A 23136-nucleotide genomic window follows, 5' to 3' on the forward strand; every position below is an offset into this window, starting at 1 on the left:
ATGTCTGAAGCTCCAAAAAAACGCTGGTACGTCGTTCAGGCGTTCTCCGGTTTTGAAGCACGTGTAGCAAAGTCGCTGCACGAGCATATCAAACTGCACAACATGGAAGAGCTTTTTGGCGAAGTCATGGTGCCGACTGAAGAAGTCGTTGAAATCCGTGGCGGCCAGCGCCGCAAAAGCGAACGTAAATTCTTCCCTGGCTACGTATTGGTTCAGATGGTGATGAATGACGCCAGCTGGCACTTAGTGCGTAGCGTACCGCGTGTAATGGGCTTTATTGGTGGTACTTCTGACCGTCCAGCGCCAATCAGTGACAAAGAAGTTGACGCGATCATGAACCGTCTGCAGCAGGTTGGTGATAAACCGCGTCCAAAAACACTGTTCGAGCCAGGCGAGATGGTTCGCGTCAGCGATGGTCCGTTTGCCGACTTCAACGGTGTGGTCGAAGAAGTGGACTACGAGAAGAGCCGCTTGAAAGTGTCTGTTTCCATCTTTGGCCGCGCAACGCCAGTGGAACTCGACTTTGCTCAGGTGGAGAAAGGTTAACCCTTTTGTTCACTTTTTAGCTCTTGCGAAAGGCGCGAAATTTACCTATAATTTCGCGCCTTTTGTTTTTATGTGCCGGCAACGGCGTATAAATCGTTATCACGGGGAGCCTGTTTTTCAGGCGTTATAACCCAATTGAGGAATTATCATGGCCAAGAAAGTACAAGCCTACGTTAAGCTGCAGGTTGCAGCTGGTATGGCTAACCCAAGCCCACCTGTTGGTCCAGCTCTGGGTCAGCAGGGTGTTAACATCATGGAATTCTGCAAAGCGTTCAACGCTAAGACTGAATCCCTGGAGAAAGGCCTGCCTACTCCTGTTGTTATCACCGTATACAGCGACCGTTCTTTCACCTTCGTTACCAAAACCCCTCCGGCTGCCGTACTGCTGAAAAAAGCAGCGGGCATCAAGTCTGGTTCTGGTAAGCCGAACAAAGATAAAGTCGGTAAAGTTTCCCGTGCTCAGGTACGTGAAATCGCAGAAACTAAAGCTGCGGACATGACTGGTTCTGACGTAGAAGCGATGACTCGCTCTATCGAAGGTACTGCACGTTCCATGGGCCTGGTAGTAGAGGATTAATAAATGGCTAAGCTGACCAAGCGCATGAGCGTAATCCGTGACAAAGTTGATGCTACTAAGCAGTACGACATCAACGAAGCTGTTGCTCTGCTGAAAGAACTGGCTACTGCTAAGTTCGTAGAAAGCGTTGACGTTGCTGTTAACCTCGGCATCGATGCACGTAAATCTGATCAGAACGTGCGCGGCGCGACCGTTCTGCCGCACGGTACTGGTCGTTCAGTACGTGTTGCTGTCTTCACCCAAGGCGCAAATGCTGAAGCTGCTAAAGCAGCTGGCGCAGAGCTGGTAGGTATGGAAGATCTGGCTGAGCAGATTAAGAAAGGCGAAATGAACTTTGACGTTGTTATCGCATCTCCAGATGCAATGCGCGTTGTTGGCCAGTTGGGCCAGGTTCTGGGCCCACGCGGTCTGATGCCTAACCCGAAAGTTGGTACTGTAACTCCTAACGTTGCTGAAGCAGTTAAAAATGCTAAAGCAGGTCAGGTTCGTTATCGTAACGACAAAAACGGCATCATCCACACCACCATTGGTAAAGTGGATTTTGACACTGACAAATTGAAAGAAAACCTGGAATCTCTGCTGGTTGCGCTGAAAAAAGCGAAACCTTCACAGGCGAAAGGCGTGTACATCAAGAAAGTCAGCATCTCTACCACCATGGGCGCCGGCGTTGCCGTTGACCAGGCTGGTCTGAGCGCATCAGCAAACTAATTGCTGCTTGTAACGGGCGAAAAATTCATCTAGAATCTTACGCCCGTTGTTCTGGTTAAAAATTCAATCCAGAACCCAGATTCAAAGTGAATGATCAGCTAAGTCTAAACACCTAGCAGTTCAGTCGCTTAGGTTGGAGCCAGGCCTTATCCTGGCCTCCGTCCAAGACCGCAGGAGCAGAATATTTTCGGATATCTTGCTTAATACCCTGCGTAGACGGTGACAGAACCAAAAAGAATTTTTTCTTCACTGGATTCTGCTCACCGTGTAATAGCGCTTATCGCCCTCGGGTGAATAAGTGAAGTGAGTTCCGGGAAATTATTCCCGGTCAATCCAGGAGCAAAAGCTAATGGCATTAAATCTTCAAGGCAAACAAGCGATTGTTGCTGAAGTTAGCGAAGTAGCCAAAGGCGCGCTTTCAGCGGTTGTTGCGGATTCCCGTGGCGTGACCGTTGATAAAATGACCGAACTGCGTAAAGCAGGTCGTGAAGCTGGCGTTTACATGCGTGTTGTTCGTAACACCCTGCTGCGCCGCGTCGTTGAAGGTACTCCATTCGAGTGCCTGAAAGACACGTTTGTTGGTCCGACCCTGATTGCATACTCTTTGGAACACCCGGGCGCTGCTGCTCGTCTGTTCAAAGATTTCGCGAAAGCGAATGCAAAATTTGAGGTCAAAGCTGCAGCCTTTGAAGGTGAGCTGATCACGGCGGCCAATATTGACCGTCTGGCAACTCTGCCGACTTACGAAGAAGCACTGGCACGTCTGATGTCGACCATGAAAGAAGCCGCTGCTGGCAAACTGGTTCGTACTCTGGCTGCTGTGCGCGATGCAAAAGAAGCGGCTTAAGGCCAAATTCTTTTCCTTCGTGCTTGCTACCGTATAAACTTTTTCTGATTTTTAGGAACAATCGATATGTCTATCACTAAAGACCAAATTCTGGAAGCTGTTGCCGCTATGTCCGTAATGGAAGTAGTTGAGCTGGTTTCTGCTATGGAAGAAAAATTCGGCGTTTCTGCTGCTGCCGCTGTAGCTGTTGCTGCTGGCCCAGCTGAAGCTGTTGAAGAGAAAACTGAATTCGACGTAGTTCTGAAAGCTGTTGGCGCTAACAAAGTCGCAGTAATCAAAGCAGTACGTACTGCAACTGGCCTGGGCTTGAAAGAAGCTAAAGACCTGGTTGAAGCTACTGGTACTATCAAAGAAGGCATCAGCAAAGATGACGCAGCCGCTCTTGAAGCTGCTCTGAAAGAAGCTGGCGCTGAAGTTGAAGTTAAGTAAGACAACCCTCGGGTTGCAGCCTGAGTAACATTAGGCTGATGGCTGGTGACTGTTCAGGTCACCAGCCTTTTTGCGCTACAGGGGAATGATGGCGTTTCGCACTGTTTGTCCGTCATTCCTCTTCAATATCTTTTTCTATCGACGCCTTAATATATCGCTCTCCTGTGAAGGTTCCCTGCCTGAACAACGGCGATGAAATGATTTAAGAGTGATAGAAAGATGTATTGCATGGGGTGCTGCGCATCGCATGAAAAACAAAAAATAGTGTTGCATGAACTGTCCTTTTCAGGACGGACAGCGTGGTTCGACATGTCAGCTAGCTGAGGAACCCCATGGTTTACTCCTATACCGAGAAAAAACGTATTCGTAAGGATTTTGGTAAACGTCCACAAGTTTTGGACATTCCATATCTCCTTTCTATCCAGCTTGACTCGTTCCAGAAGTTTATCGAGCAAGATCCAGAAGGCCAGTACGGTCTGGAAGCAGCCTTCCGCTCCGTATTCCCGATCTCTAGCTACAGCGGCAACTCTGAGTTGCAGTATGTAAGCTACCGTTTGGGTGAGCCTGTCTTTGACGTAACTGAATGTCAGATCCGTGGCGTGACCTATTCGGCACCGCTGCGCGTCAAACTGCGTCTGGTGATCTACGAGCGCGAAGCGCCGGAAGGCACCGTAAAAGACATTAAAGAACAAGAAGTCTACATGGGTGAAATTCCACTCATGACTGACAACGGTACCTTTGTCATCAATGGTACTGAGCGTGTTATCGTTTCTCAGCTGCATCGTAGTCCAGGCGTGTTCTTTGACAGCGATAAGGGTAAAACGCACTCTTCCGGTAAAGTGCTGTATAACGCACGTATCATCCCTTACCGCGGTTCATGGCTCGACTTCGAGTTTGACCCGAAAGACAACCTCTTCGTCCGTATTGACCGTCGTCGTAAGCTGCCGGCCAGTATCATTCTGCGCGCGTTAAACTTCACCTCAGAACAAATCCTCGATCTGTTCTTTGACAAAGTTGTTTATGAAATCCGCGATAACAAACTGCAGATGGAACTGGTGCCTGAGCGCCTGCGTGGTGAAACCGCCTCCTTCGATATCGAAGCCAACGGCACGGTCTACGTTGAGAAAGGTCGTCGCATCACTGCGCGCCACATCCGTCAGCTGGAAAAAGACAACATTCAGCACATCGAAGTGCCAGTTGAATACATTGCTGGCAAAGTGGTTGCTAAAGACTACGTCGATCTGAACACCGGCGAACTGATCGTTCCTGCTAACATGGAATTGTCACTGGATCTGCTGGCGAAACTGAGCCAGTCAGGCCACAAGCGCATTGAAACGCTGTTCACCAACGACCTGGATCACGGTGCGTACATCTCCGAGACCTTGCGTGTTGACCCAACCAACGATCGCTTAAGCGCGCTGGTTGAGATCTACCGCATGATGCGTCCTGGTGAGCCACCGACGCGTGAAGCCGCTGAAAACCTGTTTGAGAACCTGTTCTTCTCTGAAGATCGTTACGATCTTTCTGCGGTAGGCCGCATGAAGTTCAACCGTTCTCTGCTGCGTGATGAGATCGAAGGTTCAGGCATCCTGAGCAAAGACGACATCATCGAAGTGATGAAGAAACTTATTGGTATCCGTAACGGTATCGGTGAAGTGGATGATATCGATCACCTCGGTAACCGTCGTATTCGTTCAGTCGGTGAAATGGCTGAAAACCAGTTCCGTGTAGGTCTGGTGCGTGTTGAGCGTGCAGTTAAAGAGCGTCTGTCTCTTGGCGACCTCGATACGTTGATGCCGCAGGACATGATCAACGCTAAGCCGATTTCGGCGGCGGTGAAAGAGTTCTTCGGTTCAAGCCAGCTGTCACAGTTTATGGATCAGAACAACCCGTTGTCTGAGATTACGCACAAACGTCGTATCTCTGCTCTGGGCCCAGGCGGTCTGACTCGTGAGCGCGCCGGCTTCGAAGTACGTGACGTACACCCAACTCACTACGGTCGTGTATGTCCTATCGAAACCCCGGAAGGCCCGAACATCGGTCTGATCAACTCACTTTCTGTTTACGCGCAGACTAACGAATACGGTTTCCTTGAAACCCCGTATCGTCGTGTTGTTGACGGCAAAGTGAGTGACGAAATTCATTACCTCTCTGCAATCGAAGAGGGTAACTACGTTATCGCTCAGGCAAACACCAACCTTGCAGACGATGGCAGCTTTGTTGACGATCTCGTTACCTGCCGTAGCAAGGGTGAATCAAGCCTGTTCAGTCGCGATCAAGTTGACTACATGGATGTTTCCACCCAGCAGGTGGTTTCTGTCGGTGCGTCACTGATTCCGTTCCTGGAGCACGATGATGCTAACCGCGCCTTGATGGGTGCGAACATGCAACGTCAGGCGGTTCCAACTCTGCGTGCTGATAAGCCGCTGGTTGGTACCGGTATGGAGCGTGCAGTTGCGGTTGACTCCGGTGTAACTGCCGTCGCGAAACGTGGTGGTACCGTTCAGTACGTTGATGCGTCTCGTATCGTTATTAAAGTTAACGAAGAAGAGATGTATCCGGGCGAAGCGGGCATCGATATCTACAACCTGACTAAGTACACCCGTTCTAACCAGAACACCTGCATCAACCAGATGCCATGCGTGAATCTGGGTGAGCCGATTGAGCGTGGCGACGTGCTGGCAGATGGCCCGTCTACCGATCTCGGTGAACTGGCGCTGGGTCAGAACATGCGCGTGGCGTTTATGCCATGGAACGGTTACAACTTCGAAGACTCCATCCTCGTATCCGAGCGTGTGGTTCAGGAAGACCGTTTCACTACCATTCACATTCAGGAACTGGCATGTGTGTCTCGTGACACCAAGCTGGGGCCAGAAGAGATCACCGCTGATATCCCGAACGTGGGTGAAGCGGCGCTTTCTAAGCTGGATGAATCCGGCATCGTGTATATCGGTGCGGAAGTGACTGGTGGCGATATTCTGGTTGGTAAGGTGACGCCGAAAGGTGAAACCCAGCTGACGCCAGAAGAAAAACTGCTGCGTGCGATCTTCGGTGAAAAAGCCTCTGACGTGAAAGATTCGTCACTGCGCGTTCCGAACGGCGTATCCGGTACTGTCATCGACGTGCAGGTCTTCACCCGCGATGGCGTGGAAAAAGACAAGCGCGCACTGGAAATCGAAGAGATGCAGCTGAAGCAGGTTAAGAAAGACCTGTCTGAAGAACTGCAGATCTTTGAAGCTGGCCTGTTCGGCCGTATCCAGGCAGTACTGATCTCGGGTGGCGTTGAAGCTGACAAGCTGGACAAATTGCCACGTGAGCGCTGGTTGGAGCTGGGCCTGACTGACGAAGAGAAGCAGAACTCTCTGGAGCAGCTGGCTGAGCAGTACGACGAGCTGAAGCACGAGTTTGAGAAGAAACTTGAAGCTAAGCGTCGCAAAATCACTCAAGGCGATGATCTGGCACCAGGCGTGCTGAAAATCGTTAAGGTGTATCTGGCCGTTAAACGTCAGATCCAGCCTGGTGACAAGATGGCAGGTCGTCACGGTAACAAGGGTGTTATCTCTAAGATCAACCCTATCGAAGACATGCCTTACGATGAGAACGGTACGCCGGTCGACATCGTACTGAACCCGCTGGGCGTACCATCGCGTATGAACATCGGTCAGATTCTGGAAACTCACCTTGGTATGGCGGCGAAAGGCATTGGTGAAAAAATCAATGCGATGCTGAAGAAGCAGGAAGAAGTCTCCAAACTGCGTGAGTTTATCCAGCGTGCTTACGATCTGGGCACCGATGTGCGTCAGAAAGTTGACCTGAACACCTTTACCGACGACGAAGTGCTGCGTCTGGCAGAAAACCTGAAGAAGGGTATGCCAATCGCGACTCCGGTGTTTGACGGTGCGAAAGAGAGCGAAATCAAAGAGCTGCTGCAGCTCGGCGGTCTGCCTTCTTCCGGTCAGATCACCCTGTTCGACGGCCGTACCGGTGAACAGTTTGAGCGTCAGGTAACCGTAGGTTACATGTACATGCTGAAACTGAACCACTTGGTCGACGACAAGATGCACGCACGTTCTACCGGTTCTTACAGCTTGGTTACTCAGCAGCCGCTGGGTGGTAAAGCGCAGTTCGGTGGACAGCGCTTCGGTGAGATGGAAGTGTGGGCACTGGAAGCATACGGTGCCGCGTATACCCTGCAGGAAATGCTTACCGTTAAATCTGATGACGTTAACGGCCGTACGAAGATGTATAAAAACATCGTCGACGGTAACCATCAGATGGAACCGGGCATGCCTGAATCCTTCAACGTACTGTTGAAAGAGATTCGCTCGCTGGGTATCAACATCGAGCTGGAAGACGAGTAAGTACTCGCAAGTACTGGTTACGGGACGTGCACTTCGGGTGCGCGTCCCTGAGAGTTCCACTCCGACGGGAGCTAATCCGTGAAAGACTTACTTAAGTTTCTGAAAGCGCAAACTAAGACCGAAGAGTTTGATGCGATCAAAATTGCTCTGGCCTCGCCAGACATGATCCGTTCATGGTCTTTTGGTGAAGTTAAAAAGCCGGAAACCATTAACTATCGTACCTTTAAGCCAGAGCGTGACGGCCTTTTCTGTGCCCGTATTTTCGGACCTGTAAAAGATTACGAATGCCTGTGCGGTAAGTACAAGCGTTTAAAACATCGCGGCGTGATCTGTGAGAAGTGTGGCGTTGAAGTTACACAGACCAAAGTACGTCGTGAGCGCATGGGCCACATTGAGTTGGCTTCACCTACTGCGCACATTTGGTTCCTGAAATCACTGCCTTCGCGTATCGGCTTGCTGCTGGATATGCCACTGCGTGATATTGAGCGCGTGCTGTACTTCGAATCTTATGTGGTTATCGAAGGTGGCATGACCAACCTGGAAAAACGTCAGATTCTGACGGAAGAGCAGTATCTTGACGCGCTGGAAGAGTTCGGTGACGAATTCGATGCGAAGATGGGTGCGGAAGCTATCCAGGCGCTGCTGAAAAATATGGATCTGGAGCAAGAGTGCGAGCAGCTGCGCGAAGAGCTGAACGAAACCAACTCCGAGACCAAACGTAAGAAGCTGACCAAGCGTATCAAGCTGCTGGAAGCGTTCGTTCAATCTGGTAACAAGCCAGAGTGGATGATCCTGACCGTTCTGCCGGTTCTGCCGCCAGATCTGCGTCCGCTGGTACCGCTGGATGGTGGTCGTTTCGCTACGTCGGATCTGAACGATCTTTATCGTCGCGTGATCAACCGTAACAACCGTCTGAAACGTCTGCTGGATCTGGCTGCGCCAGACATCATCGTACGTAACGAAAAACGTATGCTGCAGGAAGCGGTTGATGCACTGCTGGATAACGGCCGTCGCGGTCGCGCCATCACTGGCTCGAACAAGCGTCCGTTGAAATCTCTGGCAGACATGATCAAAGGTAAACAGGGTCGTTTCCGTCAGAACCTGTTGGGTAAACGTGTTGACTACTCTGGACGTTCAGTCATCACCGTTGGTCCATACCTGCGTCTGCATCAGTGCGGTCTGCCGAAGAAAATGGCTCTTGAGCTGTTCAAACCGTTCATTTACGGCAAGCTGGAACTGCGTGGCCTCGCCACCACCATCAAAGCCGCGAAGAAAATGGTTGAGCGCGAAGAAGCTGTCGTTTGGGATATCCTGGACGAAGTGATCCGCGAACACCCGGTACTGCTGAACCGTGCACCAACTCTGCACCGTTTGGGTATCCAGGCGTTTGAACCGGTTCTGATCGAAGGTAAAGCAATTCAGCTGCACCCGCTGGTTTGTGCGGCCTATAACGCCGACTTCGATGGTGACCAGATGGCTGTTCACGTACCGCTGACGCTGGAAGCCCAGCTGGAAGCGCGTGCGCTGATGATGTCGACCAACAATATTCTGTCACCAGCGAACGGCGAGCCAATCATCGTTCCTTCACAGGACGTTGTTCTGGGTCTGTACTACATGACCCGCGACAAAGTGAACGCCAAAGGCGAAGGCATGGTGCTGACTGGCCCGAAAGAAGCTGAGCGTGTTTATCGCGCTGGCCTGGCTGAGCTGCATGCACGCGTTAAAGTGCGTATCACTGAATACACCAAGAACGAGCAGGAAGAGTTCGTTGCGAAAACCAGCATTATCGACACCACCATTGGTCGTGCGATTCTGTGGATGATCGTACCGAAAGGCCTGCCTTACTCCATCGTCAACCAGGCGTTGGGTAAGAAAGCGATTTCCAAGATGCTGAACACCTGTTACCGCATCCTGGGCCTGAAGCCGACCGTTATCTTTGCTGACCAAACCATGTACACCGGTTTTGCTTATGCAGCCCGTTCAGGTGCCTCTGTCGGTATCGACGACATGGTGATCCCAGCGAAGAAAGCGGAAATCGTAGCGGAAGCGGAAGCGGAAGTTGCTGAGATTCAGGAACAGTTCCAGTCTGGTCTGGTAACTGCTGGCGAACGTTACAACAAAGTTATCGATATTTGGGCCGCCGCTAACGAACGCGTTTCCAAAGCGATGATGGATAACCTGCAAACTGAAACTGTGATTAACCGTCACGGCGAAGAAGAGCAGCAGGTATCGTTCAACAGCATCTACATGATGGCCGACTCCGGTGCGCGTGGTTCTGCTGCACAGATTCGTCAGCTGGCCGGTATGCGTGGTCTGATGGCTAAGCCAGATGGCTCAATCATCGAAACGCCGATCACCGCGAACTTCCGTGAAGGTCTGAACGTACTCCAGTACTTCATCTCCACGCACGGTGCGCGTAAAGGTCTTGCGGATACCGCACTGAAAACTGCTAACTCCGGTTATCTGACGCGTCGTCTGGTAGACGTAGCGCAGGATCTCGTGGTTACCGAAGATGACTGCGGCACGTTCGAAGGCATCATGATGACTCCGGTCATCGAAGGTGGCGACGTTAAAGAGCCACTGCGTGAGCGTGTACTGGGTCGTGTAACGGCTGAAGACGTTCTGAAGCCGGGCACTGCAGATATCCTGATTCCGCGTAACACCCTGATCGATGAGCACTGGTGTGATGTGATCGAACTGAATTCAGTCGATGCCATCAAAGTGCGCTCGGTTGTTGGTTGTGAAACCGACTTCGGTGTATGTGCACACTGCTACGGTCGCGATCTGGCACGTGGTCACATCATCAATAAAGGTGAGGCCATCGGCGTTATCGCAGCACAGTCCATCGGTGAGCCGGGTACTCAGCTGACGATGCGTACGTTCCACATCGGTGGTGCGGCATCTCGTGCGGCTGCTGAATCCAGCATCCAGGTGAAGAACAAAGGTACTATCAAGCTGACCAACGCGAAGTCAGTAACCAACTCCTCAGGGAAACTGGTTATCGTTTCACGTAACGTTGAGCTGAAAATGATCGACGAGTTCGGTCGTACCAAAGAGAGCTATAAAGTGCCTTACGGTGCGGTCATGGCGAAAGGTGACGGTGAGCAGGTTGCAGCGGGCGAGACCGTAGCAAACTGGGATCCGCATACCATGCCGGTCATTACTGAAGTGGGCGGTTTCATTCGCTTCACTGACATGATCGACGGCCAGACCATTACCCGTCAGACTGACGACTTAACCGGTCTGTCATCGCTGGTGGTTCTGGACTCTGCAGAACGTACTGCGGGTGGTAAAGATCTGCGTCCTGCGCTGAAAATTATTGATGCCAACGGAAATGATGTGCTGATCCCAGGTACCGATATGCCAGCTCAGTACTTCCTGCCGGGCAAAGCGATTGTTCAGCTGGAAGATGGCGTTAAGATCAGTGCCGGTGACACGCTGTCGCGTGTTCCGCAGGAATCTGGCGGTACCAAGGATATTACCGGTGGTCTGCCGCGCGTTGCTGACTTGTTCGAAGCGCGTCGTCCGAAAGAGCCAGCAATCCTGGCGGAGATCAGCGGTATCATCTCCTTCGGTAAAGAGACCAAAGGTAAGCGTCGTCTGGTGATTACGCCGGTTGATGGTAGCGATCCGTACGAAGAGATGATTCCAAAATGGCGTCAGCTTAACGTATTCGAAGGTGAGCGCGTAGAACGTGGTGACGTCGTATCTGACGGCCCAGAGTCTCCGCACGACATCCTGCGTCTGCGTGGCGTCCATGCTGTGACCCGTTACATCACTAACGAAGTGCAGGAAGTTTACCGTCTGCAAGGCGTTAAGATTAACGATAAACACATTGAAGTCATCGTTCGTCAGATGCTGCGTAAAGCAACTATCTCGAGCGTGGGAAGCACCGACTTCCTGGAAGGTGAGCAGGCTGAATACTCTCGCATCAAGATCTCTAACCGTGAACTTGAAGCGAATGGCAAAATCGGCGCGACGTTCATGCGCGATCTGCTGGGTATCACCAAAGCGTCACTGGCAACTGAATCGTTCATCTCTGCAGCATCGTTCCAGGAGACCACACGTGTCCTGACCGAAGCAGCAGTAGCAGGCAAGCGCGACGAACTGCGCGGCCTGAAAGAGAACGTGATCGTGGGTCGTCTGATCCCAGCCGGTACCGGTTATGCTTATCACCAGGATCGTATGCGTCGCCGCTCTGCGGGTGAAGCACCGGTTGCACCGCAGGTTACTGCGGATGAAGCCTCTGCTAGCCTGGCAGAATTGCTGAACGCCGGTCTGGGCGGAAGCGACGACGAGTAATTCGTCTGCTAAAGCTGACCAATAAAAAACCCTGCCTCGGCAGGGTTTTTTTTCGCCGCAATTTTGTCAGAACTTACGGCAGACGTCGTCACGTGTGAGTCCGATATCTCGAAGCTGGTTATCACTCAATTTTGACAGGATACGATGAGTGTCACGCCGTGCTTTCCAGTTTTTCACCATGCGCACTGCACCGCGGAAAATATCCAGTAAAGTTACATCAAAAGGTTTAGCTGCGCGGTTTTGATCGAATTCCATTATTCTTGCCCTCAGTAGGTTGCCTGAGATGCATTGTCCAATTCCTACGCATTATGATACAGACGCAAAAAACACTTATCTTTAACATACAGATTGCCATTCAATAGATCTGAATGGTAATAATGCTGGGTATCTGTACTGGTTTTATGTGATTACTCGCTGGTTGAGGCATACGATGACGCGTTACCAACATTTAGCATGTCTGCTCTCCGATCGGATAGAGCAAGGGCTGTACCGCAGCGGCGAACGTTTACCATCGGTACGCACGCTCAGCCTGGAACACGGTGTGAGCATCAGCACGGTGCAGCAGGCGTATCATCTGTTGGAAGAGAAACAGCTGATCGTGCCGCAGCCGCGTTCCGGTTATTTCGTTGCAACGCGTAAAGCTACGCCGCCCGTACCCGCCTTAACCCGACCTGCACAGCGTCCGGTGGAGATTACCCAGTGGGAATCGGTACTGGAGCTGCTCAGCAGCCGGACTAATAGCGATGTACTGCAACTCGGAAGCGGCATGCCCGATTTGACTCAGCCAACACTGAAACCGCTGTGGAAAATTCAAAGCCGCATGGCGCAGAAACAGGATGTTGATCAACTCAACTATGACAGCTTGCTGGGCGTTGCAGCGTTGCGCGAACAGGTCGCACGACTGACGATCGACAGTGGTTGCCAGCTTACTGCTGAAGATATCGTGATCACCACCGGCTGCCATGAAGCGTTGTCGATCTCCATTCGTGCAATATGCCAGGCGGGAGACATCATTGCTGTCGAATCGCCCACTTTTCATGGCACCATGCAAACCTTGCGTGGCTTCGGCATTCGCGCCATTGAGATTCCCACCGATTCGGTGACGGGTATCAGTCTGGAAGCGCTGGAACTCGCCTTCGAGCAGTGGCCGATCAAAGCGGTGGTGGTGGTGCCGAATTGCAATAACCCGCTGGGCTTTATCATGCCCGAATCTCGCAAACGTGCGCTGGTAACGCTGGCGCAGCGTTTCGATGCCGCGATTATTGAAGACGATGTGTATGGCGAACTGGCGTGGGAATATCCGCGCCCCGTTACCATCAAATCGCTGGATCAGGATGGCCGCGTGTTGCTGTGCAGTTCGTTCTCCAAGACGCTGGCGCCGGGATTGCGCGTGGGTTGGGTGGCGCCGGGGCGCTATCGCGATCGCGTACTGCATATGAAGTACATCAGCACCGGTTCGACGGCAACACAGCCTCAGCATGCGGTCGCCGAATTTATTCGCCTTGGTCACTATCTGCCGCACCTGCGGCGCATGCGTCAGGTGTATCAACGTAACTATGAAACCTTTAGCTGCTGGGTGCGCCACTATTTCCCGTGCGGAATATGCGTGTCGCGTCCGCAGGGCAGCTTCCTGATGTGGATTGAGTTGCCAGAGGCGTTTGACGCGGTAAGACTGAATAACGAGTTGCGTGAGCTGAACATGCAGGTCGCGGTGGGGTCGCTGTTTTCGGCCTCGGGCAAATATCGTAACTGCCTGCGTCTGAATTACGGTTTGCCAATGAATGAGCATACAGAGCAAGCGATAGCCCAACTCGGTGCAGCAGTAGAACGTGCCATGCTGGCCTGTGGTGTTGAAACTGTGCATACCGCCTCCCTGACGTAATAGAGAAAGGCAGGGCTGGGAGAGGTTAAGACCAGCCCTGGCCCGCTGCAAGCGACAGCGGGCAGGCACACTTTAGCCTTGTCAGGACAGGATGCTAGCCGTCACATCCTACTGCTGCGCGGCAGATTCAAGCATTTCATCAAAACTTACAGCGCGTTACATCGCCTCTGCGGGTTCAATTCCGTTTTCAACCAGCGTCAGCAGCTCCTGCGTTGCCGCGCGCCAGTCTGCTGCCTGAGTAATCGCACTTACCACCGCAATGCTGCCAACGCCTGTTGCCAGAACTTCAGGTACGCGTGCTAGTGAAATACCACCAATCGCCACGGTTGGCACACCCTGCAACCGCGCCAGATGACGTTTCAATTCCACCACGCCCTGCGGAGCTGATGGCATGTCTTTAGTTTGCGTGGGATAAATGTGGCCAAGTGCAATGTAAGAAGGGCGCAGCGCGAGCGCGCGGTCCAGTTCGGCATCATCATGCGTCGATAAACCCAGGCGCAATCCTGCCTCACGAATCGCCGCCAGATCGGCAACATCGAGGTCTTCCTGGCCAAGGTGCACACCATAAGCATGGTATTTGATGGCTAAGCGCCAGTAATCATTGATAAACAGGCGTGCACGATACTGCTTGCCGAGCACAATTGCCTCGCGCACCGCATCTTCAACTTCATGATCCTCGCAATCTTTGATGCGTAGCTGGAGGGTGCGCACCCCGGCTTCTAGCAGGCGCGCGATCCATTCCACGCTATCAACAACCGGATACAGCCCCAGTTTCGGGGCCGTGGCAGGAAAGGCGTCGGTCATACATTTTCCTCTTTAAGGGTATCGGCAGCGTGATAGATCTCGCCGCCACGATTGCGGAAAGTATCCGCCATTTGCGCCATGCCCATTTCAATTGGCTGAGCTTCAGCCTGTTGGCGTGCAGCAAACTCGCGTACTTCCTGGGTGATTTTCATTGAGCAGAATTTTGGGCCGCACATTGAACAAAAGTGTGCCACTTTTCCCGATTCCTGCGGCAAGGTTTCATCGTGATAGGCGCGCGCAGTGTGCGGATCGAGCGCCAGATTGAACTGATCTTCCCAACGGAATTCAAAGCGCGCTTTCGACATCGCATTGTCGCGGATCTGCGCGCCCGGGTGGCCTTTCGCCAGATCCGCCGCGTGCGCAGCGATCTTGTAGGTGATCAGTCCCTGCTTCACATCCTCTTTGTTCGGTAAGCCGAGGTGCTCTTTCGGCGTCACGTAACACAGCATGGCGCAGCCAAACCAGCCAATCATCGCGGCACCGATGCCGGAAGTGAAGTGGTCGTAACCCGGTGCGATGTCGGTGGTGAGCGGGCCGAGCGTGTAAAATGGCGCTTCGTGGCAGTGTTCCAGCTGTTCGGTCATGTTGCGGCGAATCATCTGCATCGGTACGTGCCCGGGGCCTTCAATCATCACCTGCACATCGTATTCCCAGGCGATTTTGGTCAGTTCACCCAGCGTATGCAGCTCGGCAAACTGGGCTGCATCATTGGCATCCTGAATTGAGCCGGGACGCAGGCCATCGCCGAGCGACAGGGCCACATCGTAGGCGGCGCAGATTTCACAAATCTCGCGGAAGTGCAGATAGAGAAAGCTTTCAGTGTGATGTGACAAACACCATTTCGCCATAATCGATCCGCCGCGAGACACAATGCCGGTGAGACGTTTAGCCGTCATTGGCACATAGCGCAGCAGCACACCAGCGTGGATGGTGAAGTAATCGACGCCTTGCTCCGCTTGTTCTAACAGCGTATCGCGGAAAATGTCCCAGTTGAGGTCTTCCGCAATTCCATTCACCTTTTCCAGCGCCTGATAAATTGGCACCGTACCAATCGGCACCGGGCTGTTACGCAGAATCCATTCACGCGTTTCATGGATGTAGCGGCCGGTTGAGAGATCCATCACAGTGTCTGCGCCCCATCGCGTTGACCACACCAGTTTCTCCACTTCTTCTTCAATCGATGAACTTACCGCCGAATTGCCGATATTGGCATTCACCTTCACCAGGAAGTTGCGGCCAATAATCATCGGTTCGGATTCGGGGTGGTTGATGTTGGAAGGAATAATGGCGCGACCGCTGGCCACTTCCTGGCGGACAAATTCAGCGGTGATATTTTCCGGCAGATTGGCACCAAAGCTGTGTCCGGGATGCTGTTGTAGCAGTACTTCACTGCGAATACGCTCGCGGCCCATGTTTTCACGCAGTGCGATGAACTCCATCTCCGGTGTGATGATGCCTTGGCGTGCATAGTGCAGTTGGGTAACGCAGCGTCCCGCTTTGGCACGACGCGGTTGCGGCAGATGCTCAAAACGCAAATGATCCAAGCCTTCATCCGCCAGACGCTGTTGGGTGTAACGGGAACTCAGCTGGTGGATAGTTTCACTGTCACCACGTTCGGCGATCCACTCTGCGCGTAGCCTGGCGAGCCCTTGATGGACATCAATAGTGGCTTCTGGATCACCATAAGCGCCGGCAGTGTCATATACCGGCACCGCTTCATTCTGCTCAAACTGCGGATGATCTTTGCTGCCGCCGATGTGCGTCGGGCTCAGCTGTATCTCGCGCATCGGTACGCGAATATCCGCGCGGCTGCCGATGATCCAGATGCGTTTTGAATGAGGGAAAGCGGTTCCCTGCAGGGAATCGATAAATTCCTGTGCCTGAGCACGTTGTTCACGACGAGAAGTTTTAACAGCAGACATAGCAAGTTTCCTGTGAATGTTGGAAGTTGCTTGTCCAGAGTTCGGAAGGAGTAACAGAAACGATGCTGGGCGCCAACGTGCATCGTGCTGATGATGTCTACTCTTGTTCCCTTCGCAGGTACTAACCTGATCAGGTTCCGCGGATCCCGAATTAACGGTCTCAGCCCCACTGGGCACTCCGACAAGTTGGTGTTTTACGATATAAGCTACTTTGCTTGCTATTTCACGCCTGGGCAGTGCTCGTGACCGTCACGTACTACGTGTACGCTCCGGTCCCTGCGCGCTGTCCGAGCGTGAACTCGCTGCGCACGCTACGCTTATATCGCAAAATTTGGCTCTTGATTGTCGTTAAAGAGGACAATAAAAAAGCCCATTTAGCATAAGAGGGCTTTTTTCGAATAACAAGTTTTTTACAACAGCGGGCATTCAAGCCGGGCGGGCGATGATGCTGTCATTGGCAACCGGTAGATGCGCCAGCTGATTATCCCAGGCAAGTTGTACCAGCTTATCTTCCAGCGTGAAACGTGATTCCAGCACTTCGCCGACTTCAGAGAGCGCCGTTTGAAAATCCACGCAATTATCGTCGTTGATAGCCTGCTGCAGGTGGCTGTCGTAGAGCTGCATCATGTGGTCTGTATTCGCCTCTAATGCCGGATAGATCTGCGCGGCAACCATCAGCGGGTTATCACCCTGCATCTCACTAATAATGTGTTCATACACGCTGAAATGACCGGTTGAAAGGTAGTCCACCAGATTGTGGCAAAAGGCATCGAGTGCCTGTTCATCCAGCGTGGTTAACGCATCTTTTTGTGGCTTCATGCCAATAAGCTCATAGTACGTGACGAGCAACTGTCGGCGGGCATGCAACCATGAATCAACCAATTCATTTCCGCCGCCTACACGCTCTGTCAGGTCATCTAACTGGTTAAGCATATGGGGCTCCAGGTAGGTTATAGTTGTTTATTACACACTTAATATTAGAGTTTCAGCGTGTGGTTTGACGCTAAGGACAACGATTAAGATGCAACGTGAGATCTCAAGCTTAGACGCTGGATGGTGGATTGTCAGCCATGAGCAAAAACTTTGGTTGCCGCAAGGCGAGCTGCCGCATGGCTTATCCACCGAGTTTGGACTTAGTGGCAGCCACGCGATTTTGATTGGCGAATGGCAGGGCGAAAATGTCTGGCTGGTGCGGGAAGCGCGGCCGGATAGCATGGGCTCAGTGCGCCAACTGATTGATGAAGATGTCGGCCTGTTCCAAATCGCCGGGCGCGGCGTGCAACTGGCGGAGTTCTATCGGTCGCATCGCTGGTGCGGCTATTGCGGCCATGAAATGCACATCAGCAAGCGCGAATTTGCTTGTCTGTGCAATCACTGCCGCGAGCGGTATTACCCGCAAATTGCACCGTGCATCATCGTGGCCATCCGCCGTGGTGATGAGATCCTGCTCGCCAATCATGCGCGTCATCGTAACAACATTTACACCGTGCTGGCGGGCTTTGTCGAAGTGGGTGAAACCTTAGAACAAGCGGTGGCGCGCGAAGTGATGGAGGAGAGCAACGTGCGGGTGAAAAACGTGCGCTACGTTACTTCGCAACCCTGGCCGTTCCCACATTCACTGATGATGGCGTATATGGCGGAATATGACGGCGGTGATCTGCAACACGATGGCAAAGAGTTGCTGGATGCCGGTTGGTATCGCTATGACGATTTACCGCTTCTGCCGCCGCCCGGCACCGTTGCGCGTCGCCTGATTGAAGATACCGTTGCCCTGTGTCGCGCCAGCGCGACGTGAAAATGCTACACTGCCGGCCTTAGCATGAGAGAGCCCATTATGAGTGAACTGAAGAACGATCGTTATCTGCGCGCCCTGTTACGTCAACCGGTAGATGTCACGCCGGTATGGATGATGCGACAAGCCGGGCGTTATTTGCCGGAGTACAAAGCCACGCGCGCTGAAGCCGGTGATTTTATGTCGCTGTGTAAAAATGCCGAGCTGGCATGTGAAGTTACGCTGCAGCCGCTGCGTCGCTATGCGCTGGACGCGGCGATCCTCTTCAGCGATATCCTCACCATTCCGGATGCAATGGGACTTGGGCTCTACTTTGAAACCGGTGAAGGCCCGCGTTTCTCCAATCCGATCACCTGCCGCGCGGATGTCGACAAGCTGCCGGTACCGGATCCCGAGCAAGAGCTCGGCTATGTGATGAACGCGGTGCGGACTATTCGTCACAACCTTAAGGGCGAAGTGCCGCTGATTGGCTTCTCAGGCAGTCCGTGGACGCTGGCGACCTACATGGTGGAAGGCGGCAGCAGTAAAGCCTTCACGAAAATTAAAAAGATGATGTACGCCGAGCCGCAAACTCTCCACCTGCTGCTGGATAAGCTGGCGGACAGCGTCATTCTCTACCTCAATGCGCAGATTAAAGCGGGCGCGCAGTCAGTCATGGTCTTCGATACCTGGGGCGGCGTGCTGACCGGACGCGATTATCGTGAATTCTCGCTGTACTACATGCACAAAATCGTTGATAGCGTGCTGCACGAGAACGAAGGTCGCCGCGTACCGATTACGCTGTTCACCAAAGGTGGCGGCCAGTGGCTGGAAGCGATCGCCGCAACCGGCTGTGATGCGCTGGGACTGGACTGGACAACCGATATTGCTGATGCGCGTCGTCGCGTGGGCGATAAAGTGGCACTGCAGGGCAACATGGATCCCTCCATGCTGTATGCATCGCCAGCGCGTATCGAGCAGGAAGTGGCAGGGATCCTTGAAGGGTTTGGCACGGGTGAAGGCCATGTGTTTAACCTGGGTCACGGTATCCATCCTGACGTGCCGCCAGAACATGCTGGTGCGTTTGTGGAAGCGGTACATCGTCTGTCACGTCCTTATCATCAGGGTTAATCGTGGATTTAGCCGCACTACGCCAGGAACAGATACAACGCGCTGCTGATGTGGTGCGGCAGGATGATTTTGACGTGCTGCCGCCACGCTTTATTGGTGGCGCTGACGTTGGTTTTGAGCAGGGTGGCGAGATTACGCGCGCCGCCCTGGTGATCCTTGAGTATCCTTCTTTAACGCTGGTGGAACATCGCATTGCACGCATTGCTACCACCATGCCGTATATTCCGGGCTTCTTATCCTTTCGCGAAATGCCGGCGCTGCTGGAAGCATGGCAGCAGCTCTCGCAGCGGCCCGATCTGCTGTTTGTTGATGGTCATGGTATTTCCCATCCACGTCGGCTCGGCGTGGCGGCGCATTTCGGTTCGCTGGTGGATGTGCCAACCATTGGCGTAGCGAAGAAGCGTCTGTGCGGACGTTTTGCCGAACTGGATGCCGAGCCAGGCAACCGTCAGCCGTTGATCGACAAAGGTGAGCAGATTGGCTGGGTGTGGCGCAGTAAAGCGCGCTGTAATCCGCTGTTTATCTCCACCGGCCATCGCGTTAGCCTGGACAGCGCTTTGCATTGGGTGGAAGTCTGTACCTCGGGCTATCGCCTGCCGGAACCGACGCGCTGGGCGGATGCTGTCGCCTCGGGACGCCCGGCTTTCCTGCGTTGGCAAAATGCGCGTTAACGCTGTTTGCACCCGGCTTTTGCGGTACACTGCCGCCAGCTAACCTATTGAGAGTAAGTTTGATGTTACAGAACCCCGTCCATTTGCGTCTGGCGAAGCTGGAAAGCTGGCAGCATATGACTTTCATGGCCTGTCTCTGCGAGCGCATGTTCCCCAACTATTGGGCTTTCTGCCAGCAGACCGAATTCGCCGATCCGCAACTCTATCGCCGTATCCTTGATCTGATCTGGGAAAGCCTGACGGTCAAAGACGCCAAAATCAATTTCGACGGTCAGCTGGAGAAATTTGAAGGCGCGATCCCTGACGGTGACGATTTTGACGTTTACGGCGTGCACCCGGCAATCGATGCGTGCGTGGCATTAAGTGAATTACTGCATGCGCAGCTCAGCGGTGAAACGCTGGAGCACGCGGTTGAAGTCAGCCGCACTTCGATCACCACCGTGGCGATTCTGGAAATGACCCAGGCCGGTCGCGAAATGACCGACGAAGAGCTGCGTGAAAATCAGGCTGTCATCGATGAATGGGACCTGCAGTGGGAGATTTTCCGCCTGCTGTCAGAGTGCGAGGAACGCGACCTGGAATTGATTAAAGGTCTGCGTGCAGACCTGCGCGAAGCGGGAATCAGTAACATCGGTATACTTTTTCAGCAATAAGGCAAGAAAACGTGACTTCAGGCCCGAATTACCGCGCCTGGAGGCTTCACATCGGCCCCCTGTCTGGTCTACATTTGGGGGGCTGAAAATTGTGGCTATCGGTGCGTGCCGGCTGAACAAGGCCTGAGAATGGCTTTTCCCTCGCACTCGTTGCTTAGCAAGCGATAAATACACTTTAAGGATAACTTATGAACAAGACTCAACTGATTGATGTGATCGCAGAGAAAGCTGACCTGTCTAAAACCCAGGCTAAGACTGCGCTGGAATCTACCCTGGCTGCGATCACTGAGTCTCTGAAAGAAGGTGATGCTGTACAACTGGTTGGTTTTGGTACTTTTAAAGTGAACCACCGCGCTGAGCGTACCGGTCGCAACCCGCAGACTGGCAAAGAGATCAAAATCGCTGCGGCAAACGTACCTGCGTTCGTTTCAGGCAAAGCTCTGAAAGACGCTGTTAAGTAAGTTTCCGCATTGCGGTTTAGCTTTAAAAGAGGGGGCGTTAGCGCCCCTTTTTGTTGCCGGGACCTGCCATGCTGAATCCAATTTCTCAGCGCGTCTGCGCCCTGTTATTTGGTGCGCTGCTTACGGGCTGTAGCTCCACTCCCGATCTTCCTGCCTTTACGGCGAGCGGCTATCTGGCCGATCGCGGCACCGTGCGCATCTGGCGCAAGAATAGTGACCATCAGGCTGTCCATCTCCGAACCGTCTTTACGCCGTTCAATGGTGATGCGATGGAGACCACCGATTACAACTGGCAGCAGCAGAAGCTGATTAGCGTAGAGCGGCGTGTTGCTGGCGCACAGCCGGACGACGTGACCTTACGCTTCGATCATCAAGGCAATCTCAATTTCATGCAGCGCCAGCTGGCAGGTCGACGTGAAGCGGTCAGTGCCGATAGCGTAGAGTTGTATCGCTTCGATGCGCAGCGCATGTTGGACCAAAGTAATGCCTTGCTGGAAGGGCGGGTATTGCTGCGGCAGGGCCATTGGCTGGGTGATAATCAGGTGCGAGAATGCGACGATAAAGTGGTGAACGCGGCCTTCGATCGTGACACGCTGTATACGCTCGCGCGCCAGCAGCAAGGCCATGCCGCGCCATTAATGGTGTCGTGGCTGGAAGCGCCGGAAGGGGTGCAGTTACTACGCACGACGCCGGATGACGAATGTAGCTGGCAGCCGCAAGAGAGCGATTTCTGACGGGTGAATAACAGAAGGGGCACGTGCAGTGCCCCTTCGCGTATTTATTTGCGGTTAATTGCGCGGTAACCGATATCGCGGCGACAGAAGCTGCCATCCCACGAGATATGTTGCGCCAGTGCATAAGCATTCTGCTGCGCAGCGGCGACATCGTCGCCCAGCGCGGTTACGCACAGCACACGGCCACCGTTGGTGACCACCAAATCGTCTTTCATAGTGGTACCGGCATGGAAGACTTTGCCGTCCGGCACTTCTTCCAGCGGCAGACCGTGAATCTGATCGCCGGTGCGGTAATCGCCCGGATAGCCGCCCGCCGCTAATACCACCCCCAGTGATGGACGCGGATCCCACTGTGAGGTTTGCTGATCCAGTTTGCCGTCGGTAGCTGCCAGGCACAGCTCAACCAGATCCGACTGCAGACGCAGCATGATCGGTTGGGTTTCTGGATCGCCAAAGCGGCAGTTGAATTCGATCACTTTTGGCTGGCCGGCTTTATCGATCATCAAACCGGCATACAGGAAACCGGTATAGATGTTGCCTTCTGCCTTCATGCCGTTAACGGTTGGCCAGATGATCTGATCCATCACGCGCTGGTGGATCTCATCGGTTACCACGGGTGCCGGAGAATAAGCGCCCATGCCACCGGTATTTGGGCCGGTATCGCCATCGCCGACACGTTTGTGATCCTGGCTGGTGGCCATCGGCAGCACATTGTTGCCGTCAACCATGACGATAAAGCTGGCTTCTTCGCCATCAAGGAACTCTTCAATCACAATGCGGTGACCTGCATCGCCGAACGCATTGCCGGCCAGCATGTCTTGCACTGCGGCTTCTGCTTCAGCCAGTTCCATCGCCACGATCACGCCTTTACCTGCAGCCAGACCGTCAGCTTTGATGACGATCGGTGCGCCTTTCTCACGCAGATACGCCAGCGCAGGTTCCACTTCGGTGAAATTCTGGTACTCGGCGGTTGGGATCTGCTGACGCGCGAGGAAATCTTTGGTGAAGGCCTTTGAGCCTTCCAGCTGAGCAGCGGCCTGCGTTGGGCCAAAGATCTTCAGACCTGCGGCACGGAATGCGTCAACCACGCCAATGACCAGCGGCGCTTCCGGACCGACGATAGTCAGATCGATCTTTTCCTGCTGCGCAAAAGCTAACAGTGCGGGAACGTCGGTAGCGCTGATGGCCACGTTTTGCAGCGCTGGCTCGAGTGCGGTGCCAGCATTGCCTGGTGCGACAAACACGGTTTCCGCCAGCGGCGACTGTGCTGCTTTCCACGCCAGCGCGTGTTCACGTCCGCCGTTACCAATCACTAAAATTTTCATCTGTACTGCTCC

General features: G+C 53.3%; 19 protein-coding genes and 1 riboswitch. Of the genes, 14 read left to right on the forward strand and 5 right to left on the reverse strand.

Translation table 11 applies throughout. The features are described from left to right. From nusG to rpoC, 7 genes are all read left to right on the forward strand, one after another. Positions 1-546 carry a transcription termination/antitermination protein NusG gene (gene nusG / locus WH298_RS10760; RefSeq protein WP_007886300.1) on the forward strand — a complete coding sequence of 182 codons (546 nt, stop codon included), beginning with the start codon at positions 1-3 and terminating at the stop codon, positions 544-546. A 148-nt stretch (positions 547-694) separates the two neighbouring features. Next, positions 695-1123, forward strand: coding sequence for a 50S ribosomal protein L11 (gene rplK / locus WH298_RS10765; protein ID WP_007886298.1), 429 nt, complete (start codon positions 695-697; stop codon positions 1121-1123). Between the two features lie 3 nt (positions 1124-1126). Next, positions 1127-1831: a 50S ribosomal protein L1 gene (rplA, locus tag WH298_RS10770; RefSeq protein ID WP_007886296.1), complete on the forward strand. Its 705-nt coding sequence runs from the start codon at positions 1127-1129 to the stop codon at positions 1829-1831. Between the two features lie 349 nt (positions 1832-2180). Further along, positions 2181-2678, forward strand: coding sequence for a 50S ribosomal protein L10 (rplJ, locus tag WH298_RS10775; protein WP_007886294.1), 498 nt, complete (start codon positions 2181-2183; stop codon positions 2676-2678). 66 nt (positions 2679-2744) lie between these two features. Then, positions 2745-3107 (forward strand): 50S ribosomal protein L7/L12, encoded by a 363-nt coding sequence (rplL, locus tag WH298_RS10780; RefSeq protein ID WP_007886292.1) that lies wholly within the window; start codon positions 2745-2747, stop codon positions 3105-3107. Between the two features lie 332 nt (positions 3108-3439). Then, positions 3440-7468 (forward strand): DNA-directed RNA polymerase subunit beta, encoded by a 4029-nt coding sequence (gene rpoB, locus WH298_RS10785; protein ID WP_007886290.1) that lies wholly within the window; start codon positions 3440-3442, stop codon positions 7466-7468. Between the two features lie 78 nt (positions 7469-7546). Then, positions 7547-11770, forward strand: a complete 4224-nt coding sequence (rpoC, locus tag WH298_RS10790; RefSeq protein ID WP_007886289.1) for a DNA-directed RNA polymerase subunit beta' — start codon at positions 7547-7549, stop codon at positions 11768-11770. Between the two features lie 66 nt (positions 11771-11836). Here rpoC and WH298_RS10795 read toward each other — a convergent pair whose 3' ends face one another. Beyond that, positions 11837-12025 (reverse strand): DUF1127 domain-containing protein, encoded by a 189-nt coding sequence (locus WH298_RS10795; protein WP_007886288.1) that lies wholly within the window; start codon positions 12023-12025, stop codon positions 11837-11839. A 175-nt stretch (positions 12026-12200) separates the two neighbouring features. Between WH298_RS10795 and WH298_RS10800 the strand changes: the two genes are divergently transcribed. Beyond that, the gene (locus WH298_RS10800; protein WP_049853487.1) at positions 12201-13652 is read left to right on the forward strand and encodes an aminotransferase-like domain-containing protein; all 1452 of its coding nucleotides are present in this window, start codon (positions 12201-12203) and stop codon (positions 13650-13652) included. A 156-nt stretch (positions 13653-13808) separates the two neighbouring features. Here WH298_RS10800 and thiE read toward each other — a convergent pair whose 3' ends face one another. The 3 genes from thiE to WH298_RS10815 form a co-directional block, all read right to left on the reverse strand. Then, on the reverse strand, positions 13809-14456 hold the full coding sequence (thiE, locus tag WH298_RS10805) for a thiamine phosphate synthase (RefSeq protein ID WP_180822839.1): 648 nt from the start codon (positions 14454-14456) through the stop codon (positions 13809-13811). Then, complete coding sequence (gene thiC / locus WH298_RS10810) at positions 14453-16378, reverse strand: phosphomethylpyrimidine synthase ThiC (protein ID WP_180822840.1); 1926 nt, start codon at positions 16376-16378, stop codon at positions 14453-14455. The genes thiE and thiC overlap by 4 nt, the downstream gene beginning before the upstream one ends. 90 nt (positions 16379-16468) lie before the next feature. After that, positions 16469-16569: riboswitch (TPP riboswitch) on the reverse strand. 235 nt (positions 16570-16804) lie between these two features. Beyond that, positions 16805-17311 (reverse strand): Rsd/AlgQ family anti-sigma factor, encoded by a 507-nt coding sequence (locus WH298_RS10815; protein ID WP_049853484.1) that lies wholly within the window; start codon positions 17309-17311, stop codon positions 16805-16807. 88 nt (positions 17312-17399) lie between these two features. Between WH298_RS10815 and nudC the strand changes: the two genes are divergently transcribed. From nudC to WH298_RS10845, 6 genes are all read left to right on the forward strand, one after another. Next, positions 17400-18173: an NAD(+) diphosphatase gene (nudC, locus tag WH298_RS10820; protein WP_007886283.1), complete on the forward strand. Its 774-nt coding sequence runs from the start codon at positions 17400-17402 to the stop codon at positions 18171-18173. A 39-nt stretch (positions 18174-18212) separates the two neighbouring features. Beyond that, positions 18213-19280, forward strand: coding sequence for a uroporphyrinogen decarboxylase (gene hemE, locus WH298_RS10825; RefSeq protein WP_180822841.1), 1068 nt, complete (start codon positions 18213-18215; stop codon positions 19278-19280). 2 nt (positions 19281-19282) lie between these two features. Then, complete coding sequence (gene nfi, locus WH298_RS10830; RefSeq protein ID WP_180822842.1) at positions 19283-19951, forward strand: deoxyribonuclease V; 669 nt, start codon at positions 19283-19285, stop codon at positions 19949-19951. 62 nt (positions 19952-20013) lie between these two features. Next, positions 20014-20604, forward strand: a complete 591-nt coding sequence (locus WH298_RS10835; RefSeq protein WP_180822843.1) for a YjaG family protein — start codon at positions 20014-20016, stop codon at positions 20602-20604. Positions 20605-20792: 188 nt separating this feature from the next. Then, positions 20793-21065 (forward strand): nucleoid-associated protein HU-alpha, encoded by a 273-nt coding sequence (gene hupA / locus WH298_RS10840; protein ID WP_007886275.1) that lies wholly within the window; start codon positions 20793-20795, stop codon positions 21063-21065. Positions 21066-21133: 68 nt separating this feature from the next. After that, complete coding sequence (locus WH298_RS10845; protein WP_049853481.1) at positions 21134-21799, forward strand: DUF1481 domain-containing protein; 666 nt, start codon at positions 21134-21136, stop codon at positions 21797-21799. A 44-nt stretch (positions 21800-21843) separates the two neighbouring features. Here WH298_RS10845 and purD read toward each other — a convergent pair whose 3' ends face one another. Next, the gene (gene purD / locus WH298_RS10850; RefSeq protein ID WP_049853480.1) at positions 21844-23124 is read right to left on the reverse strand and encodes a phosphoribosylamine--glycine ligase; all 1281 of its coding nucleotides are present in this window, start codon (positions 23122-23124) and stop codon (positions 21844-21846) included. Between the last annotated feature and the right edge of the window lie 12 nt (positions 23125-23136).

Source organism: Pantoea nemavictus, assembly GCF_037479095.1.
Lineage (GTDB): Bacteria > Pseudomonadota > Gammaproteobacteria > Enterobacterales > Enterobacteriaceae > Pantoea > Pantoea nemavictus.

Bases quoted from the DNA above. Each gene is read 5' to 3' on its own strand.
- rplJ (WP_007886294.1), top strand. From the start codon at position 2,181: ATGGCATTAAATCTTCAAGGCAAACAAGCGATTGTTGCTGAAGTTAGC.
- nusG (WP_007886300.1), top strand. From the start codon at position 1: ATGTCTGAAGCTCCAAAAAAACGCTGGTACGTCGTTCAGGCGTTCTCC.
- hupA (WP_007886275.1), top strand. From the start codon at position 20,793: ATGAACAAGACTCAACTGATTGATGTGATCGCAGAGAAAGCTGACCTG.
- rplA (WP_007886296.1), top strand. From the start codon at position 1,127: ATGGCTAAGCTGACCAAGCGCATGAGCGTAATCCGTGACAAAGTTGAT.
- WH298_RS10815 (WP_049853484.1), bottom strand. From the start codon at position 17,311: ATGCTTAACCAGTTAGATGACCTGACAGAGCGTGTAGGCGGCGGAAAT.
- WH298_RS10845 (WP_049853481.1), top strand. From the start codon at position 21,134: ATGCTGAATCCAATTTCTCAGCGCGTCTGCGCCCTGTTATTTGGTGCG.
- WH298_RS10800 (WP_049853487.1), top strand. From the start codon at position 12,201: ATGACGCGTTACCAACATTTAGCATGTCTGCTCTCCGATCGGATAGAG.
- hemE (WP_180822841.1), top strand. From the start codon at position 18,213: ATGAGTGAACTGAAGAACGATCGTTATCTGCGCGCCCTGTTACGTCAA.
- rplK (WP_007886298.1), top strand. From the start codon at position 695: ATGGCCAAGAAAGTACAAGCCTACGTTAAGCTGCAGGTTGCAGCTGGT.
- rpoB (WP_007886290.1), top strand. From the start codon at position 3,440: ATGGTTTACTCCTATACCGAGAAAAAACGTATTCGTAAGGATTTTGGT.
- WH298_RS10835 (WP_180822843.1), top strand. From the start codon at position 20,014: ATGTTACAGAACCCCGTCCATTTGCGTCTGGCGAAGCTGGAAAGCTGG.
- rplL (WP_007886292.1), top strand. From the start codon at position 2,745: ATGTCTATCACTAAAGACCAAATTCTGGAAGCTGTTGCCGCTATGTCC.
- WH298_RS10795 (WP_007886288.1), bottom strand. From the start codon at position 12,025: ATGGAATTCGATCAAAACCGCGCAGCTAAACCTTTTGATGTAACTTTA.
- purD (WP_049853480.1), bottom strand. From the start codon at position 23,124: ATGAAAATTTTAGTGATTGGTAACGGCGGACGTGAACACGCGCTGGCG.
- thiC (WP_180822840.1), bottom strand. From the start codon at position 16,378: ATGTCTGCTGTTAAAACTTCTCGTCGTGAACAACGTGCTCAGGCACAG.
- nudC (WP_007886283.1), top strand. From the start codon at position 17,400: ATGCAACGTGAGATCTCAAGCTTAGACGCTGGATGGTGGATTGTCAGC.
- thiE (WP_180822839.1), bottom strand. From the start codon at position 14,456: ATGACCGACGCCTTTCCTGCCACGGCCCCGAAACTGGGGCTGTATCCG.